This is a genomic window from Streptomyces hygroscopicus subsp. hygroscopicus, from assembly GCF_030269125.1.
Taxonomy (GTDB): domain Bacteria; phylum Actinomycetota; class Actinomycetes; order Streptomycetales; family Streptomycetaceae; genus Streptomyces; species Streptomyces hygroscopicus_C.
The window spans coordinates 459,782-477,028 of record NZ_BSSM01000005.1 but is presented as its reverse complement, the minus strand read 5'-3'; the positions used below and the strand labels follow the sequence as shown (position 1 = coordinate 477,028).

Genomic DNA, 17,247 nt, shown 5'->3' with positions numbered 1-17,247 from the left:
TGACGGGGTCGGGTCAGCCTGTCAGCCCTGGAGGAGCTTCTTCACCGCGGCGGCGACGCGGCCGCCCTCGGCCTGGCCGGCCACCTTGGGGTTGACGATCTTCATGACGGCACCCATGGCCCTCGGCCCCTCGGCGCCCGCCGCCCTCGCCTCCGCGACGGCCTCGGCGACGATCGCGTCCAGCTCCTCGTCGGTCATCTGCTTGGGCAGGTACTCGGCGAGGACCTCGCCCTCCGCCTTCTCCCGCTCGGCCGACTCGGCACGACCGCCCTGCGCGAAGGCGTCGGCCGCCTCCCGGCGCTTCTTCGCCTCGCGGGTGATCACCTTGAGGACCTCGTCGTCGGACAGCTCCCGCTTCTCCTTGCCCGCGACCTCCTCCTTGGTGATCGCGGCGAGCGTCAGCCGGAGCGTCGAGGAGCGGAGCTCGTTGCGCTCCTTGATCGCGGAGTTGAGGTCGTCCTGCAGCTTCGACTTGAGCGTGGTGGTCATGTGGTCGATTGTCGCAGGTGTGGGACGGCGGACGCCCGCCGATTTCGGGGGGGCGGGCTAAGGGCGCGCGGTCCCACCGGGCCCCTGTGGTCTGACACGATGGTCATATGCGCGCGCGATACGGAGTTCCCCTGGGAATCATGGCGGCAGGCGCCGCCGGTCTGGTCTACGCGGTGGGCTTCGAGGCCCGCTCCTTCCGGCTGCGACGGGTGACCGTCCCCGTCCTGCCGCCGGGCATGCACCCGCTGCGCGTCCTCCAGGTCTCCGACATCCACATGGTCGGCGGCCAGCGCAAGAAGCAGCGCTGGCTGCGCTCGCTCGCGGGCCTGCGCCCGGACTTCGTGATCAACACGGGCGACAACCTGTCGGACCCGGAGGGCGTCCCGGAGGTGCTGGACGCGCTGGGCCCGCTGATGGAGTTCCCGGGGGCGTACGTCTTCGGCTCGAACGACTACTACGGCCCCAAACTCCGCAACCCCGCCCGCTACCTGATGGAGAAGGCGAACGGCCGCCACGGCCTGAACGGCAACGCGCCGGCGGTGGGCGCGATCCACAACCCGTGGGAGGACCTGCGGGACGGCTTCGACGAGGCGGGCTGGGTGAACCTGACCAACACCCGCGGCGCCCTGAAGATCGAGGGCGTGTCCATCGAGCTGACCGGCCTGGACGACCCCCACATCAAGCGCGACCGCTACGCGAGGGTCGCGGGCGGCCCGACGGAGTCGTACGACTTCTCGCTCGGCGTGGTGCACGCCCCCTACCTGCGCGTCCTGGACGCGTTCACGGCGGACGACTACCCGCTGATCCTCGCCGGCCACACGCACGGCGGCCAGTTGTGCATCCCCTTCTACGGAGCCCTGGTCACCAACTGCGACCTGGACACGGACCGGGTGAAGGGCCTGTCCACGCACACGGCGGAGGGGCGTACCTCCTACCTCCACGTCTCGGCGGGCTGCGGCACCAACCGCTACACCCCGGTCCGCTTCGCGTGCCCCCCGGAGGCGACGCTGCTGACGCTGGTCCCGAGGGCGTCCTAGCCCACCTGGAGCAAGCCGCATGGCCCTCGCGCCTCCCGCTTCCTAGCGTGAGGGCATGACGGCCCCGATACCCAGGGAGATCCGGGACCTGCCCGCGGTCACGGCGTCCCCGCTGCTGCCGCGTTCCCCGGCCCCGGCCAGGGCGGTGCTGGCCCCCTCCCACCGACCCGGGACGGCGCTGTTCCGCCTGCTGACGGCGCTGGCCGCGGCGGCGGGCGTCGTCCTGGCGGTGTCGGCCGCCACCCCGGCCCACGCGCTGAGCCACTTCGCCGTGCAGGCGAGCGCGCTGTTGACGCTGACGATGCTCCTGTCGGCCTCCCGCGCCTGGCGTGCCCGCCGTCCCCTCCCGTCCTGGCTGACGGGCGCGGCCCTCCTGTACGCCCTGGTGTCCGCGCTGACGTACCACCTGCTGCTGGCCCGGACCACGTTCTCCATGGCGGCGTCCCCGGCGCCCCCGGAGCGCTGGCACACCCAGTGGATCACCCTCCAGCTCCTCCACACGGTGGCCCCGGCGGCGGCCCTGCTGGACTGGCTGTGCCTGACCCCGGCCGCCCGCCTGCACCTGCGCCAGCCCACGACCTGGCTCCTCTACCCCCTGGCCTACCTGGCCTTCTACCTCACCCGCGGCGCCCCCTACCTCTACCCCTTCCTGAACGCCTCGGCCCACGGCTACCGCGCCACCCTGGCCAACGCCCTCCTCCTGGGCCTCGCGATCTACGCCTTGGCGGTCCTCCTCGTGGCCCTGGACCACACCCGCCCGACCCCGTTCCGCCGCCGCCTCTGAATCGGATTTCGTTTCCTGGCCCCCAGTGGGCTAAAGTAAACGACGTCGCCGCGAGAAGCAGTGACACCGGGGTGTAGCGCAGCTTGGCAGCGCGCTTCGTTCGGGACGAAGAGGTCGTGGGTTCAAATCCCGCCACCCCGACGCCGTAGTACCAGGTCAGGGCCACCTACTAGTCACTAGTAGGTGGCCCTGACGGGTTTCCGGAGATCGTTTGGGAGAAACCCGGGAGAAGATCTTGGTCGGCTTCTCCCAGAGAGTGCCCGGTGAGGCTGCATGGAGTGCGACAGCTGAGGGCACTCGGACCTGCGCGTTCGCGAATCCGGCCCTGTGGACTGGCCGGGAACACCATGCCCGCCCGCCTCAACCGCCATTAGGATCACGACACATGGCAGGCCATCACTCAGCGCGTCCTCACGACCACGCTCGCGCGCTCGCCCAGCGAGTGCGGGCTCTGCGGGAAGCCCGTGGGTGGTCGCGGGAGCGGCTCGCCAAGGAAGCCTGTATCAGCACCAGGACCCTGGCCCGCCTGGAGGGCGAGGGAGCGATCCAGCCAGGTTTCTTCACCGTCGGCGCGGTCTCAGAGGCTCTTGAGGTCTCCCTGGATGATCTGTTCCGGGAGACCCACGTCACGCCCGGCCTGTGGTCCGCCGGTTACGAAGGGCGGGACATCGACTCGTTCGTCGCCTCGCTCCTCGACAGCCGTATCGATGTGGTGGCGGACGTCCGGCTGACGCCGATCAGCCGCAAGAAGGGCTTCAGCAAGACCCGCCTCGGGGAGGCGCTGGGCGAGGCCGGCATCGAGTACACCCACCTGCGTGGCCTGGGGAATCCCAAGGAGAACCGGGCGCCGTTCTGGGACGGCCGCCTGGACGTGGGCCGGGCCCGCTTCCGTGATGTGCTGCGGTCCGAGGAGGCGCAGGCCGATCTCGGCCGCCTGGCAGAGCACGCCCAGCAGTCGCGGGTCGCGGTGCTGTGCTTCGAGAAGGACGAGACCCGGTGCCACCGGCAGGTCGTCCTGGAGACGGTCCGCGAGCGGGCCGCTGTGCCCGTGATCCCCCTGGCCTGACTTCAGCCCTCGCCCCTGCACGCGCCCTTGCCAGTGGCGCATGCCTCTCCTCCAATCGGATCGGGGAGATCTGTGGAGGGGGCAACCATGGGATCGGGGAATCGGCAGCGCGCGACGATCATGATCACCGTCAAGACGTATCCGGAGCTGTCCAACAAGTACCGCGAGACCAGCTGCGTGGCAGGCATACGGCTGGACCAGGGCGCACCACAGCACGTACGGCTCTTTCCGGTGCCGTTTCGGCTCCTCGCGGAGGAGGCTCAGTTCTCCAAGTACTCGATCATCGAGGTCGACGTCGAGCCGCACGGCAAGCGTGACTCGCGGCCCGAAAGTCTGCGGCCAGACCTCGACACCCTCAAGATCGTGGGCGAGGTGCCGGCGGACGGCGACTGGAAGCAGCGGTACAAGTACGTCGAGCCGCTCGTCTCGCCGTCCCTGTGTGCGATCAAGAGGGACCAGGAGGAGCGCGGGATCTCACTCGGCGTGTTCCGGCCCAGGGAGGTCAGCTTCCGGCTGGCGGCGGCAGAGCCCTGGCCTGAGTCCAAGGCCGCGCTGGCCGACCAACTCGACCTCTTCGAACAGGACCTGGACCGGCTTGAGTGGGTACCTCTGGAATTCCGCTACAAGTTCCGCTGCGCGGACGCCGACTGCCCCACGCACGACATGGCGCTGAAGGACTGGGAGGCCGGCGCGTCGTACCGCAAGTTCCTGCGCAAGTACGGCGAACACGCCCTGCAGGACAAGTTGCGGGAGCGCTGGTACGAGTCGATGTTCGCTCCTGACCGTGCCGTCCACTTCTTCGTCGGCAACATCGCGGCCCACCCCAAGACCTTCATGCTGCTGGGCCTGTTCCGCCCGAAGGCGAATGTCGTCGAGTACGTCCAGGAGAGCCTGTTTGGTGACTGACTGGCGCGGCTGACGGCCACCACGCGCCGCCGGATTGCCAAGATCGGCGAGCAGGCTGCGTAAGCGTCGCTCGATAGCGTCCCGGATCGGTCGGACGGCTTCGACACCCCGACCAGCAGGGTCGTCGAGCTGCCAATCCAGGTACCGCTGCTGGAGCCGATGGGGCAGTGGCCGTCAGGACGGTCGGGAAGCAGCCCCGCCTTCACGTTTCAGGTGTTCGTTGATGTGTCGCAGGCGTTGCCAGGCGACGGGGTCGGTGCCGTCGCCGAGCGGGTAGTGCAGGGCGGGGCGACCGGCCGGGCCGAGTTCGGTGCAGGTGCTGTCCGGCAGGGCATTGCGGGCATGACCAATGCCGAGATCGGCCACGGCGTCCGTGCCGAGAGTAAGAGAGACCGGGATCGACGGCGGTTCGTAGTGGGCCGGAGTGGTCAGGTCGGCGCGCGCCGCACGCAGTTCGCTGATCATTGTGGCGAGGTTGTGCCTGGCGGCGAGGGATTCGGCGAGTTCGGGCAGGAGCTCGATCGGTGCTCGCTCGTCGGCGGCGTAGCCGAGAGCCAGGGTGATGTGCTCCTCTACGCCGTCTCGCGTGTGAGCGATGCTCAACGTGGCGATTGCAGGGCGGTCGGCGGTGCCTACGGCGACAGTCCAGGTGGGCTGGGCCTGGCGGGCGCGGCTGCGGGCCAGGTCGGTCAGTTGCCTTGGCGACCAAGGGACGTTGACGGGCTCGGCGGTGGCCCATCCGGCCGGCGGCAGTCCGGTGAGGGTCTGCCAGGCGTCCTCCAGAGCGCCACCGAGTAGCAGGTGCTCCTGGACGGGGTGGATGGTGCGGATGGACAGCAGCAACTGCCGTTCACCCCCCTTGCCGGGCGGGGGTTGGAAGGCGTCCGCGATCTGGAGGCCGTTGTCGGCAGCGGGGGTGAAGCGTCCGTCGTGCCAGCGCAGTACGGCTCCGGAGAGGCCGTCGTAGTAGCCGTTCTCGGGGTGGCGTACGACCCAGCGTGCGGGCATGCGCTCCAGCACGGTGCGGGTGGGCAGGCTCAGCCGGGTCTTGGGGGAGGTGACGAGATGCAGCTCCCGTCGACTCTGTGCCGCCGTTCGCACCGCCTCGGTCAGCCATGTCGTGGCGGCTACGACCGGGCGGTCGTAGATGACGATGACGCTCTTGTCGGTCAGCACATCCGCGTCGGTCAGTACGTCCACGTCAGCGGGCGGGACCGTCACCTCGCCCGTGGCCGGGACGGCCACGACGTCGGTATGGGCGGCTTCAGGCGGCCATGTGATGCCGCCGAGCAGCGTTGTCAGCCGTCCCGCGACCGAGCCGGCGAGCAGCCTGGCTTCTGCGATGGCGGTGGACGCCCGCACCTCGGTCCACCACACCGGTCCCTCTGTCCGAACGCCAGGTCCCAGCAGCCGCTCCGTCTCGCCCGGCACTTGCAGGTAGCGGGGGGCCTCCACGGAGACCAGGAGCTTTCCGTCGTCCGTGCACAACTGGGCCACGGATCCCCCAGCTGCTCGGTTCACGCGCAGGTCCGGGCCGCCGGCGTGCAGTGCGGCCAGCAGCGTCTTGATGTCCGGCATCTGCGAGGTGAGGGCGATGACGTCCTGGGGCATGTGCTGCTTTCTGAAGCGTGGCCCTGCCGGACCGCGGGTGCTGCCTCGATCAAGTGACGGGCGGTGTTCTCGGCGATCGGAGCTTGTCTGCCAGATCGGGGCCGACCGTCGTCATAGTGCACATACCCCTTCCTCGAACATTGGCGGCGCCGATCAGTCCGGGGCGGCCGGACCATTCATCAACGCTATGAGCCCCGGGCACACACTCCTGATACCTGGGGTTGCCGAAGGCGTCCCCAGGATCCTTTGGAGGGTGAATCACACCGTGACGTCTCGAAGCCCCGCGAGCGGGTCCCGCCCGTTCTCTTTTACGTACTCGTTCCAGTAGGACACGACATCGTCGGGGTGCACCAGGAGGTAGTAGTCCCAGAAGTCGATCAGGACCGCCAATGCCTTGTCCAGCGGGAATTCACCCTGAACGTGCTCCAAGAAGTGGTTTTCGATCGCGACGCCCTGGGGGCTGATGGTGGCGGTGTGGGCGTTTCCATCCAGGTCTTCCGGGGTGAATCCGGGGTCTGACTGCGCCAGCCTCACCAGGTCGATCGCTTCCAGAATGGCAAGCGGGGAGAGCTGGATGTCGGAGGTCACCCAGTGCCCTAGAACCTTGAGCTCCGCAGGACCGTTGAAGCGCGGTACCCCGAATTCGTCCTGGGCATAGTACTGAGTGCGGATCACTTACTGATCTCCTTCTGCTGCTTGCTAAGGCATGATCGGGTAGACGGTCTTCGCGTCACCCGTGACGGGGTCGAAATAGCCTTCAAAGGTGATCCCCTTGTATTCGCCTCGCCACATGTGAAGTTCGGGATCGACCACCTGGCTGTTCTCGAACGCCTTGACCATCGCCCGCCGAACCTCGTGCTCCGTCCACGTCGGCGGGAAGAAGGTCGTCTTGGCCCGCTTCATCACCCAGGTGCCGGTACGCGGATCACGCATCCACACGTTGCCCTGCGTCAGCCCCGTTTTGTGATCAATCTTCAGGATCTTCGGGACCTTTATGCCGCGGGGATCACGACCATCTGGACGAAAATGGTATCCGACGACCCTGGGCTGGCCGTCCTTGCCGTACTTCAGCTCTCCCTTGAGCACGTGCTCGAAGGTGTGCTCGGGGATGTGACCGCTCGGCTGGGGGGCGGGCGGCTGCGGTCCGTGCTGACCGTGGTGGAGACCTCCACCGCCGCCGTGCCCCGTTCCAGAGCCAGCGGGACCGTGGTAACCGCCGTGGCCCCCGGACCCGTGGCCGGACCCATGACCGCCGCCGCTCGCACCGTGGTGAGTGGTGGGTGCCGTTCCTGTCCCCGAACCGCTGTGACCCGCGTGGCCGGGCTGGTGGGAGGCGGTGGGTGCGCCGTGTCCGCCTTCGCCTCCTGCGTGAGCGGCGCCATGGGACGACCCGGGCAGGGCTCCGTGGCCACTCGCATGGGAGGTGGCTTCGGGCGCGCGGCCTCCGACGCCAACAGGTTCTCGATCACCTGGCCCAGCGGGAGACACGCGGTCAGCCGCGGCAGGCTCGCGCGTGACCGGGCTGGTGTCGGGCGTGCCGTCCGGTTTGAGGGCGATGAAGTTGCCGTCCTTGTCGACCCTGTAGCGGTTGCTGAGGTCGTCCAGGGCGCCGTCGGGGAACCTCGTCTTCGGCAGCCGCAGGTGTTCGCTGACGTTGGTCAGTACCTCGGACACCTTCGGCAGATCGGAAAGGGCCCTCGCCGCCCTCGCGGCGCCGGAGACTGGATCCAGGGCGTCTCCGATCTTTGCGACCGTGCCGGCGGCTTCCACGAATCTGCCTGTCTTGCCCAGCCTGGCGAGCGCCCCACCACCGCCCGCGAATACGGTGAGGATGTTGAAGCTGGTGACGGCGTGGGCGCGGGCCGGGTCCTTGTGCCACTCGTCGTAGGCGATGAACTGCTTGCCGAACTCCTTGGCGTACGCCTCGCTGCCGCGCTGCCAGTCCGAGAGGTGGTCGCCCTCGCCGACCGCGTCCATGCCGTAGGCGTAGGCGCCGACGACGGTGCGTTTGAGGCCGTCCCAGGTCTGGTGCTGTGCGTCGGAGCCGTTGATGCCCAGGATGTTGTCCTCGAAGGTGCCCAGGCCGACGAAGCCGCCCCAGAGGCTGTCCTTGACGAGGCCGTCCCAGGCCCAGCTCTTGATGCCGTGGCCCCACCAGTCCATGCTCCAGCGGTCGTAGGTGCGGCCCTCGGGAGTGCCCCACGGCAGGTCGGGCATGGATTCGAGCTTGTCGACGCTGATGCCGTACGTACCGCCCTCGTCGCCGACGGGGCGGCACAGCGCCGGGCTGATGGCACCGATCTTGACCGCCGCGTTGTGCTCCGCCCTCTGAAAGCCCACGACGGCTTCCGCCACGCCGTCCATGAGGGCCTTGTGCTCGTCGACCTTGTGCTGGTCCTTGGTCCAGCCGTCGTCGCCCTCAACGCTGTCGACGAAGGCGATCGCCTTCTCCTTCAGATGCTTCAAGCGGTCCGCGTAGGGCTTCGCTTCGCCGACGAAGGTGTCCAGGGCATCGGCGAGGGACTCGATGTGGCCGGCGAACTCGTCCGCCGTGTCCATCACCGGCTGGGTGGAGGAGAAGAGCTGGTCCGCCTCCGGAGCCTTGTAGAACGCGGCCGTCGCCTGGAAGCGCGAATGGACGTCCTGGCCGGCGTTACGGATTCCGATCGCGTATTTGCGCAGCTCGGTGACTGCTTTGGACAACGCGCCGAAGTCGCCGGTGTACTGGGGTATCCCACCTGGCTCGATCACGCCAACTACTCCCCGCCCCCGTGCTTAGCCCGCTCGCCCACGGCCCGAAGCTCGGCCGGGGTGGGCGCCTTGGCAGCGTCACGCTGGGCTCGGGCGGCCATCGCCAGGTCACCGTCGATGTACGCGCCAGTCGCCTTGACGGTCCCGTCCATCGTCTTCTTGATGCGGGCCGCCATGAACCTGATCGAGCTCTCGGTGTCGGACACGAAGTTCGCGACCGCAGCACCCACCGGCCCCACCGGCGGGCCACCGCAGTACGGACCGCTGATCGTGCCCGCGGACTCCGCCGCGTCCTGGACGCTCGTACCGTAGGCCTTGACGTCCTTGCTCAGGTCATCGGCCGCAAGACCCACCAAGGACAGAATGGACTCCACCCCGCTGGGACTGATGTCCCACCCCGTCACGTCAACCCCCGTTGCGTCTACCGCAGATACGTTCCATCAGCGCTGCTCAGCGTCGCACGCGCCACTGACAACAGGACATTCATCCCTATCAGATGGGTTGTTGCAGCAGCCACACGCTTCTGGCCAAAGGCGCGGCACGCCCATTAATTGGTCATGCTGGGGACTGCGTTGGCTCGGTCTCGGGTGCGAGCGCGGTCTGGATCAGCTGGTGACGGTGGCCGCGGCGGACCAGGGTGCCGCGGCCGGGCGGCTGGGCGGAGGCGTACAGGCCGGGGAAGAGCTGGCCTTCGGTGCGGTCGCCCGTCATCACCAGCGCCGTCGTCCCGGTTTCACGCAGTGCCGTCAGGAACGGCTCGTACAGGGCTCGTGAGGCTCCGGCGACCCGGCGGGCGACGACGAAGTGCAGACCGATGTCGCGGGCCGAGGAGATGTAGGGCAGGAACGGGGCAAGGGGCTGCTGTCCGGCCGCGGTGAGGATGTCGTAGTCATCGATCAGGATCACGATCCGCGGACCGGTGAACGACGGCTCATCGGTCAGGGCGTCGGGGTCGGGGGCCTCCGGCAGGCGTTTTTCCAGTTCGGTCGCGATGCCGGTGGCGAGTGCCTGGGAGAGGGCGGCGTTGTGCGCGTAGCCGCCGCGGTACGGCTCCGGGATCACTCCCCGCAGGCCGCGCCGCGGATCGAACACACCGAAGACCAGCTCGTCCTTGTCGTAGCGGTCGATGAGGGAGCGGGAGACGAGCCTGAGCAGGTTCGTCTTGCCGCACTCGTTGTCGCCAAGGACCAGCAGGTGCTGGTCGGCGCCGAACAGGTCCAAGACGGTCGTGGAGAGGGTCTCCTGGTCGACACCGATCGGGATCGCGCGCGGCTCCGCCGAGATGGAGGGCAGGCGATGAGCGGGCAGCCTGGTCGGCAGCACCCGCACGGGCGCGGCGGTGTCACCGTGCCAGGTGGCGCGCAGGGTGGCCGCCGCCTGCTCCAGGGCCTGGCCGAGCCCGTCCGTCGTGGCATGGGCGTCAATGCGAGGGAGTGCCGCCTGGGCGAACAGCTTGCCGTCCGTCAGAGCCCGGCCCGGTGTGTCCGCCGAGAGAGTCGCGGAGAGCTTGCGGTCGACGGAGGAGTCGGCCGGGTCGTTCAGGCGCAGTTCGATGCGGCTGCCGAACAGCGACTGGGTGGCGATGCGCACATCGTTCCAGCGGAGCATCCCCGCCACGACATGGATGCCATAGCCGCTGCCACGTTTGAGGAGGTCGGCCACATCGTCGTCCAGGTGCGCGAACTCGTCGCGCAGAGCACCGAATCCGTCGATGAGCAGCACCACGTCGGTGGAACCGGGCTGAGGAAGTTGCCCTCGTCCCCGCAAAGCCCGCAGCTGGTCGACCGAGTCGATGCCCCGTTCGCGGAAGATCTCCTCGCGCTCGGCGAGCATGGCGCGCACCTCGGCGACGGTACGGGCGGCGCGCTCGTGGCTGGCGCGGGTCGCGATACCGCCGACGTGCGGCAGGTGCGCCAGGGCGCTCAGGCCACCGCCGGCCAGGTCCAGGCCGTAGATTGCGACGTCACGCGGTGTGTGGGTGAGGGCCAGGGAGAGCGCCAGGGTGCGCAGCAGGGTCGTCTTGCCGGAGGCCGGGCCGCCGATGACGGCAGTGTGCCCGCCCGCGGAGTTCAGATCGTGCACCCACGGGCCCTGCCACTGCCGGGCCGGATCGTCGAGGACGCCCAGCGGCACCTGCATCGGGCCGCCGGGGTGGGCGAGCCGGAGGCCGTCAGCGGATACCTGTACGGGACCCGCTGCCACGTCGAGAGTGAGCGCTTCGGGCAGCGGCGGCAGCCAGATCCGGCGCACCGGTTCGGCGGCTTCGGTGAGCCGGCCGACCGCGACGCCCAGGACCGTCGGACCGGTCTCGCGCTCACGCGGCGCCGGGGTGTCATCCGCCGTCGTGGGTATCTGTGCCGGGGCGTTGAACGCCGGGTACGTCCAGGCGAGCGGCTCGGCGTCGACGGTGCTCTCGTGTACGGCGGGGCCGCGGTACGCACCGGAGACGAAGCCCGCCTTGAAGCGGGTGTAGGTGGAGGTGTCGACCTTCAGGTAGCCGAAACCGGGCAGGGGCGGCAGGTGGAAGGCGTCGGTGGTCTCCAGGACCGTGCGGGACTCATCCGCCGAGAAGGTGCGCAGACCGAGCCGGTACGACAGGTACGTCTCCAGCCCCCTGAGCTTGCCGCCCTCGATGCGCTGGCTGGATAGCAGCAGGTGGACACCGATGGAGCGGCCGATGCGGCCGATCGACAGGAACAGGTCGATGAAGTCCGGTTTCGCGGTGAGGAGTTCACCAAACTCGTCGATGACGACGAACAGATGGGGCAGCGACTCAAGTTCGGGCCGGGTCGTGGCGCGCAAGGTGCGGTAGTGCCCGATGTCGGCGATGTTGCCCGCGTCCTTGAGGACCTGCTGGCGGCGTTTGATCTCACCGGCGAGGGAGGTGTGGACACGCTCGACCAGTCCGGCCTGGTTCTCCAGGTTCGTGATGAACCCCGCCACGTGCGGCAGGCCGGCGAACGGGGCGAAGGTGGCACCGCCCTTGTAGTCGACGAGGACCATCGCCAGATCGTCCGGTCCGTGCGTCGTCACCAGCGCAAGGACGAGGGTACGCAGTAGTTCGCTCTTGCCGGAGCCTGTCGCGCCAACGCACAGCCCGTGCGGCCCCATGCCGAGTTCGGCAGACTCCTTCAGGTCGAGCAGCACCGGCTGATGCCGGTCGTCCAGGCCGATCGGCACGCGCAGGAAGTCCCGCTCCCCGCGCGGCGCCCACGTCCGGACCGGGTCGAGGGCGGCCATGTCGTCGATGCCGAGCAGCTGCGGGAAGTCGACCGGGCCGGAGACGGGCATGCCCTCGGCAGCGGTCTCCGCGGACAGCCGCAGCGGCGCGAGGGCTCGGGCGAGGCCCTCGGCCTCGGGGAGCTCGGTGCGGTCGACGACCCCGTCCGTCCGTACGACCTGCTCTCCGCGCAGATCCTCTACGGTGACCTCGTCGCCGTCGACGGTGATGCGCACGGACACGTGATCGGGCTCGTGGATCTGTTCGGCGAGCAGGTGCAGGACCGTGACACCCATGTCGTCCAGGGCGACGGCGGCGTCCGGACGCGGAAGGTCGACGGCGTTCTCCCCGTACGCGTCGCTGAGCACCAGCAGCCGGTCGGTCAGCGCGAGCGCCTTCCTGTCGGACAGCCCACGGCGCACCTCCGCCGCGTACGAGGCAAGCCGCCCCAGATCCGTGCCGATCACCTGAGCCAGCTGAGCCATGCCTGGAGCGATACGGCGTGCCGCGAGGGCGCCGTCATGGCTTTGCGGGTCGAGAACGTGCGGGAGCCACTTCGCCCACTCCCACTCCTCGACACGGTCCCCGGGCATCGCGAGCGCGACGGCCACGTCGTCCGGCGCGTGGGCCACGGCCACCTGCACGAGCAGGGACCGCGCGACGCGCAGCACCCCCGCACGGTCGCCAACGATGCTGACGTTGCCGGCCCGGTCCAGCGGAACGGTCAGCGGATGGTCCGACACCGTGCTGAAGCGGGCCTGCAGGGCGCGCGCCTCGTTCAGCATGAACGGGTCAGGCGGGGTGAGCACGCCTCCGACCGCCTGCTGGCCGATAGTCAGCTCCTGCACGGGTACGTCACCGACACCGACCCGCATGTGAAGGAAGTCCGTGTCCGTACGGCGCCGCTCCCACAGCCGGCCCGGATCACGCAGAACGTCGTACAGGGCCGCGGGCGCAGGGTGCAACAGCCGGGCGGCACGACGACGCTCTCGCTCGTCAGCGCCCAGATTGGCGCGCAGCTCTTCCAGGTACTCCAGGTACCGCTCACGCTGGACGCGCCGCTGGCGCTGTGCCTTGCCGCGCTGCGAGAGGAACAGGGCGACCGCACCGAGCAGCGCGATGACGAGGACGACGGCGCCCAGGCCCGCGAACTGGCTGGAGCGGATCACCGTCATCATCACGACCGAGCTCATGACGCCGGCCATCGGCAACAGCGCGGTCGCCGGGCTGCCGGTCTTGCCTTCGGGCAGGTTCGGCGGAGGCTCGATCGTGCGGGCCGCCAGCGGGAGCAGAGGACGCGTCGAGCGTGCTGGGCGGTGGACCTGTTGCTGGGTCAACGCACCCGCACCGCCCTCTGCAGCGTCTCGGCGGCGAGCTGGGTGGCCGCGCGGCGCGTGGCCTCGCCGAGCCGGTCGGGCATGATCGGTCCGCCACCGGCCAGATGCCGGTCGTAGGGCAGATGCACGAGGGTGACTCCGGTTTCCCGCAAATGGGCCGTGGCGGCCTTCAGATCGAGATGCGCATCGGGCGTGTTCGAGGTGAGGGCCACGACGGTGGAGGCGAGCGCGCCATGCGGCAGCCCGCCGAGCCAGTCCAGGACGATGCGGGTACCGCCCACCCCTTCGGCGGTGAGCGGGGCAACGACCACCCGCGCGTGCGCGGTGTCCATCGCGGTGCGGGCCACCTCGCCGGGCAGCGTCTCGCAGTCGACCACCGTGACGGCGAAGTAACGCCGTAGCGCGAGCGTGACAGTGCGGTAGGTCGCGACGTCCAGCGGGGCACCCACCCGCCCTTGACTCGCGGGCAGCAGCCAGCCGCCGTCCGCAACGGGCACCAGGTACCCGGTGACGTCGGTCAGTTGCATCGACGGGGTGAGGATCCGGGCGAGTTCGACGCACGACCAGCGTACGGACTGAGCGCCCATCCGCACCGGCAGCGTCCCCAGAGCGGCGTCCGCCTCCAGGGCGAGCACCGGGTCGTGCCGGTAGTGGCTGAACGTCCGCGCGAGCAGCGCGGCGGTCGTGGTCTTGCCGACACCACCTCGGATCGACGTCACCGCGATCACCCGGCCCGTGGTCACCGGCTGCTGCAGCAGACCGCCCAGCCGGCTCTCCTCGGCGACCTCCTGCGCAGCCGACGAAGTCAGCTTGCGCAGCGACCGGCCCGAGCGCCGGACCAGCGAGTCGCCGTGCTGAGGAGAACCAAGCGCTATGGCGAGGCGCGGGTCGAGCGTCGGCACAGGCTCGGGCGTCGCCATGGGCAGCCGGGCCTGGCGGGGCGGCGGTACGGCGGGGGATGCGTTCGGTGGCGTCGCCGGGATCCGCGAGGCTGCCTCGACGCCGGGAGCGGAGGAGCCGGTACCGGCGTGGGCCTGGGCCGGCGGTGCCGGCGGAACCTCGTTCGCCATGCGCGGGGGCGCTTGAGCCGGGGTGTGCGGGGCGGACTGCTGCTCGTTCTCGCGCGAGACCGGACCCGTGGTGTGCTGTTCGCGGGACGGCCGACCCGGGTTGGGGCGCTCCTCGTCCGGGAGGCGCACGGGCAAGGGCTGCCGGGCTTCACCCGGCGCAGGCTGCTCGCGCACCTCGGCGGCCGGCCCCGCGGTCAGCTCACGCAGCACGTCGTCCTGCCAGCGGCCGGAAGTCGTCATCACCGCCACCTCACGCGAAGGTGCCCAGGAGCCGCCCGTACACCCCGAACACCCCCAGGACCAGCGGGAACAGAGCGACCACACCAGCCGACTCCAGCACGTCGCCGGCCTTGCGCAGCCGTACTCGGACATGCTCGGCGGGCTGCACGGCCAGCACACCCAGGGACAGCACGACCAGCACGCCGAGAGCGGCGAGCGGTGCCGGGGCTCCCGAGTGCTCCCGCCACAACCAGGCCAACCGCAGCGCCACCACCATGGATGCCGCGAGCAGTGCGACTACCTCCGCCACCAGCGGGTAGGCGCGCGCCCGCAGCGCGAGGACGAACGCCGCGGCGACGGCCAGCAGCACCGTCCATACCGTCACGGTACGCACCGCCAGCACTCCGGCAACGGCACCGCAGACCGCGGTGACGAGCGTCGCCAGCGCCAGCCCCCGATGCGTGGCGGCCAACGCGGTGGCCACCTGGTAGCGGCTGACGGACGAGCCCGCGGAACGCCGGTCGTCCAGCCCGGACAGGCCCGACGCCGCCAGCGCCAACCGGGGCAGCACGCCCAGCGCGACAACGGACACCACGGCGAGCAGCGCCCCGGCACGTGCCGAACCGGCTCCGCCGGACTGAAACGCGAGCGCCACCTCCCAGCACGCGCCCGCTCCGGCCAGTGCCCCTGCCCCGACCAGTGCACCCCGCCCGAACGGCGAGAACCACCCGAGCAGCAACAGCGCCACCACCAGGACCGAGAGCACGGCGGCCAACCGCACCGCTCCCGGCCAGCCCTGTGCCTCGGCAACCGACCAGGCGCCCTGCACGCCCACAGCGGCGCTCACCACGACCAGAGCGGCGGCAAGCCCCTTGTGCCCGGCCCGCCCCAGCAGCGCACCAGCCGCCGCGGCTACCACCGCGGTCACGAGGAGCGCCCATCCGGCGGCCTTGGCCTCGAATCCCTGGCGCGTCATGAAGCCGACGGCCGACGCCCAGACCACACCCGCGCCCGCGGCCGTGATCCGCCGCGCCCTCGCGTCCCACCGCCAGGCCCGCACATCCAGATCCCCGGCAGCCTCGTCACTCACGTCATGGACTACCGGAGCGGACGGCGCGTCCTCGACCCGGACCAGCCGGAGTACAGCACCGTCGGGCACTCCCGCCGACTCCAGCGTGGCATCCGGCTCCAGAGCACTTCCGTCGGCCGTCACCAGGTGCCGGGCCTGCGGATGCTCGGCCACCCGGTCGTCGAGCAGACGCATCACCTCGGGCAACAGCAGCCCGACAGGCTCCCGAGCCGGCAGCACCAGATCCACCCGACGCCGCTCACCGACCAATGTGACTCGACTCAGTGCCGTACGGCTCACAGTCCCCCGGGATATCACGCGTGCGAACCTATCATCGGGCCGAATTCGCAGGCTGCGGTGGAGCGGTGGGCTGACCGGAGGGCGTGAACACAGGCACAGAGGTCCCGTACGGAGCCTTCCCGATCACGCGATGTGCGATGAAGGACCACCCCACACACCCGGCACACACCACGGCGGCGATCACCACCCCCGCGAACGCCTTCCCGAGCCGCTCGTCCACGGTCCGCCGCTGCCGCTGCGCCCCGAACAACACGGCATCACGCAACCGCCGACGCCGCACCGCCACGGACTCAAGAAGCTGACTGTCGTAATCCTGGGCTGACATCACTCAAATCCGGTTCGCTGGACACGCGGGTGCTCGCCGAACATCTTCTCGCCGTGCGGATTCGGGACGCAACGAGGCAGAAGATGGGCGGCGGTCAGCAGCGCAGGCCGACGATGCCCCAGCCATAGCGCTCTGCCTCCGTGACCACCTCGCCCCGTCGCCCCGGACCTATGACGGCCAGACGACTGCGCCGTCACGCACTACCAAAGGCACAGGCAGGCGCTCTTCGTAGAACCGAATCCAGCCAAGACGGACCTCGCCGTCGGAGCCTCGATGCCGCTCGCTGGCCTTGGCCGCAAGCCAGCTGAGGAGTTCACCGGTGCGCTCGAAATCGTCCGGATGGATCTCCTGTCGGCTGGTCAGCGCCCAGCCCTCCTGCCCCGGGTCCTGCCGACGCAGCAGCACGGAGACAAGAGCACCCCCAATCTTGTAGCTGTCACCGTGCTGGCCGAGAAGGGGCTCAGGATGATCCTCGATGACGAACTCTCCGTCTTCGTCCTCTTCCACGACCGGAAATTCGGTGACGATACTGAGTGTGTCCGGCTGGGAGCCCGCTCCCAGATGCCATCGCAGCTCCGTGAGTTCCCCCACCGACAACTCGTCACGCAAGTCCAACGCAAGCATCAGCTCGAACATGTCAGCCATGGTCGCGCAGGCTACAGAGGCATCTCCTGTTCGGGCGAGCGGCCGACCGGAGCGGAGAGGGGGCCGTCAACCGCCGGTCACCCGATGTTGTCGACTGCTGCCTTCGCCTTGGCGAGGGTGGCCTGAGCAGTGCCGTCGTTCTGCTCCAGCGTGTTGCGCACCAGACGGATGATCTCGCGCACCTCGGCCGCGGCTTTGTGCCAGCGGACCTCCTTGCCGTGGTACTCGTCCGAGACACCATCGGCCTGGAAGTTGGCCATCGCCGCCTTGACCGCCCGGTCGCGGTCGGTCAGCACGCGCTCCAGATGACCGATGATGCCGGCCAGGCTGGTCTGTACGTCGGCGGAGGCGCCGGTGTCGTACGAGCGGCGGTCTTGGTTCTGAGCCATGATCGAGTCCCCCTTGAAGACGGTGACGA

General features: G+C 69.6%; 15 protein-coding genes, 1 tRNA gene and 1 pseudogene. 5 read left to right on the top strand and 12 right to left on the bottom strand.

Features of this window, described 5'->3' with window-relative positions:
* Positions 1–21: 21 nt before the first annotated feature.
* On the bottom strand, positions 22–489 hold the full coding sequence (locus QSK45_RS15260) for a GatB/YqeY domain-containing protein (RefSeq protein ID WP_285557029.1): 468 nt from the start codon (positions 487–489) through the stop codon (positions 22–24).
* A 107-nt stretch (positions 490–596) separates the two neighbouring features.
* Here QSK45_RS15260 and QSK45_RS15255 point away from each other — a divergent pair, with 107 nt between their 5' ends.
* From QSK45_RS15255 to QSK45_RS15235, 5 genes are all read left to right on the top strand, one after another.
* The gene (locus QSK45_RS15255; protein ID WP_285557027.1) at positions 597–1,526 is read left to right on the top strand and encodes a metallophosphoesterase; all 930 of its coding nucleotides are present in this window, start codon (positions 597–599) and stop codon (positions 1,524–1,526) included.
* Between the two features lie 55 nt (positions 1,527–1,581).
* Entirely contained in the window at positions 1,582–2,310 is a 729-nt protein-coding gene (locus QSK45_RS15250) for a Pr6Pr family membrane protein (protein ID WP_285557025.1), read from the top strand.
* A 67-nt stretch (positions 2,311–2,377) separates the two neighbouring features.
* Positions 2,378–2,451: transfer RNA gene (locus QSK45_RS15245), tRNA-Pro, on the top strand.
* 244 nt (positions 2,452–2,695) lie between these two features.
* Positions 2,696–3,376, top strand: a complete 681-nt coding sequence (locus QSK45_RS15240; RefSeq protein WP_285557023.1) for a DUF488 family protein, N3 subclade — start codon at positions 2,696–2,698, stop codon at positions 3,374–3,376.
* A 120-nt stretch (positions 3,377–3,496) separates the two neighbouring features.
* The gene (locus QSK45_RS15235; RefSeq protein ID WP_285557112.1) at positions 3,497–4,282 is read left to right on the top strand and encodes a DUF8757 domain-containing protein; all 786 of its coding nucleotides are present in this window, start codon (positions 3,497–3,499) and stop codon (positions 4,280–4,282) included.
* 36 nt (positions 4,283–4,318) lie between these two features.
* On the opposite strand, the pseudogene QSK45_RS15230 reads toward QSK45_RS15235, so the two are convergent.
* From QSK45_RS15230 to QSK45_RS15180, 11 genes and pseudogenes are all read right to left on the bottom strand, one after another.
* A pseudogene (locus QSK45_RS15230) lies at positions 4,319–4,432 on the bottom strand (phosphotyrosine protein phosphatase); the annotation flags it as partial.
* A 24-nt stretch (positions 4,433–4,456) separates the two neighbouring features.
* Positions 4,457–5,893, bottom strand: coding sequence for a DUF6177 family protein (locus tag QSK45_RS15225; protein WP_285557021.1), 1,437 nt, complete (start codon positions 5,891–5,893; stop codon positions 4,457–4,459).
* A 258-nt stretch (positions 5,894–6,151) separates the two neighbouring features.
* Positions 6,152–6,568, bottom strand: coding sequence for a hypothetical protein (locus QSK45_RS15220; protein ID WP_285557019.1), 417 nt, complete (start codon positions 6,566–6,568; stop codon positions 6,152–6,154).
* 24 nt (positions 6,569–6,592) lie between these two features.
* Positions 6,593–8,644 (bottom strand): EndoU domain-containing protein, encoded by a 2,052-nt coding sequence (locus QSK45_RS15215; RefSeq protein WP_285557016.1) that lies wholly within the window; start codon positions 8,642–8,644, stop codon positions 6,593–6,595.
* Between the two features lie 5 nt (positions 8,645–8,649).
* A complete protein-coding gene (locus QSK45_RS15210; RefSeq protein WP_285557014.1) occupies positions 8,650–9,048 on the bottom strand; it encodes a DUF6507 family protein in 399 nt (132 codons plus the stop codon).
* A 151-nt stretch (positions 9,049–9,199) separates the two neighbouring features.
* Positions 9,200–13,201: a type VII secretion protein EccCa gene (gene eccCa, locus QSK45_RS15205; protein ID WP_285557013.1), complete on the bottom strand. Its 4,002-nt coding sequence runs from the start codon at positions 13,199–13,201 to the stop codon at positions 9,200–9,202.
* Complete coding sequence (locus tag QSK45_RS15200; RefSeq protein WP_285557011.1) at positions 13,198–14,511, bottom strand: nucleotide-binding protein; 1,314 nt, start codon at positions 14,509–14,511, stop codon at positions 13,198–13,200. Before QSK45_RS15200 ends, eccCa begins: the two co-directional genes overlap by 4 nt.
* Before the next feature lie 10 nt (positions 14,512–14,521).
* A complete protein-coding gene (gene eccD, locus QSK45_RS15195) occupies positions 14,522–15,877 on the bottom strand; it encodes a type VII secretion integral membrane protein EccD (protein ID WP_285557009.1) in 1,356 nt (451 codons plus the stop codon).
* A gap of 13 nt (positions 15,878–15,890) precedes the next feature.
* Positions 15,891–16,184 (bottom strand): hypothetical protein, encoded by a 294-nt coding sequence (locus QSK45_RS15190; RefSeq protein ID WP_071383589.1) that lies wholly within the window; start codon positions 16,182–16,184, stop codon positions 15,891–15,893.
* 168 nt (positions 16,185–16,352) lie between these two features.
* Entirely contained in the window at positions 16,353–16,820 is a 468-nt protein-coding gene (locus tag QSK45_RS15185; RefSeq protein ID WP_285557006.1) for a hypothetical protein, read from the bottom strand.
* 86 nt (positions 16,821–16,906) lie between these two features.
* A complete protein-coding gene (locus QSK45_RS15180; protein ID WP_069779575.1) occupies positions 16,907–17,218 on the bottom strand; it encodes a pore-forming ESAT-6 family protein in 312 nt (103 codons plus the stop codon).
* Positions 17,219–17,247: the final 29 nt, after the last annotated feature.

Coding starts and splice junctions, on each gene's coding strand:
- QSK45_RS15260 (WP_285557029.1), bottom strand. CDS start 489: ATGACCACCACGCTCAAGTCGAAGCTGCAGGACGACCTCAACTCCGCG.
- QSK45_RS15255 (WP_285557027.1), top strand. CDS start 597: ATGCGCGCGCGATACGGAGTTCCCCTGGGAATCATGGCGGCAGGCGCC.
- QSK45_RS15250 (WP_285557025.1), top strand. CDS start 1,582: ATGACGGCCCCGATACCCAGGGAGATCCGGGACCTGCCCGCGGTCACG.
- QSK45_RS15240 (WP_285557023.1), top strand. CDS start 2,696: ATGGCAGGCCATCACTCAGCGCGTCCTCACGACCACGCTCGCGCGCTC.
- QSK45_RS15235 (WP_285557112.1), top strand. CDS start 3,497: ATGATCACCGTCAAGACGTATCCGGAGCTGTCCAACAAGTACCGCGAG.
- QSK45_RS15225 (WP_285557021.1), bottom strand. CDS start 5,893: ATGCCCCAGGACGTCATCGCCCTCACCTCGCAGATGCCGGACATCAAG.
- QSK45_RS15200 (WP_285557011.1), bottom strand. CDS start 14,511: ATGACGACTTCCGGCCGCTGGCAGGACGACGTGCTGCGTGAGCTGACC.
- QSK45_RS15190 (WP_071383589.1), bottom strand. CDS start 16,184: ATGTCAGCCCAGGATTACGACAGTCAGCTTCTTGAGTCCGTGGCGGTG.
- QSK45_RS15185 (WP_285557006.1), bottom strand. CDS start 16,820: ATGTTCGAGCTGATGCTTGCGTTGGACTTGCGTGACGAGTTGTCGGTG.
- QSK45_RS15180 (WP_069779575.1), bottom strand. CDS start 17,218: ATGGCTCAGAACCAAGACCGCCGCTCGTACGACACCGGCGCCTCCGCC.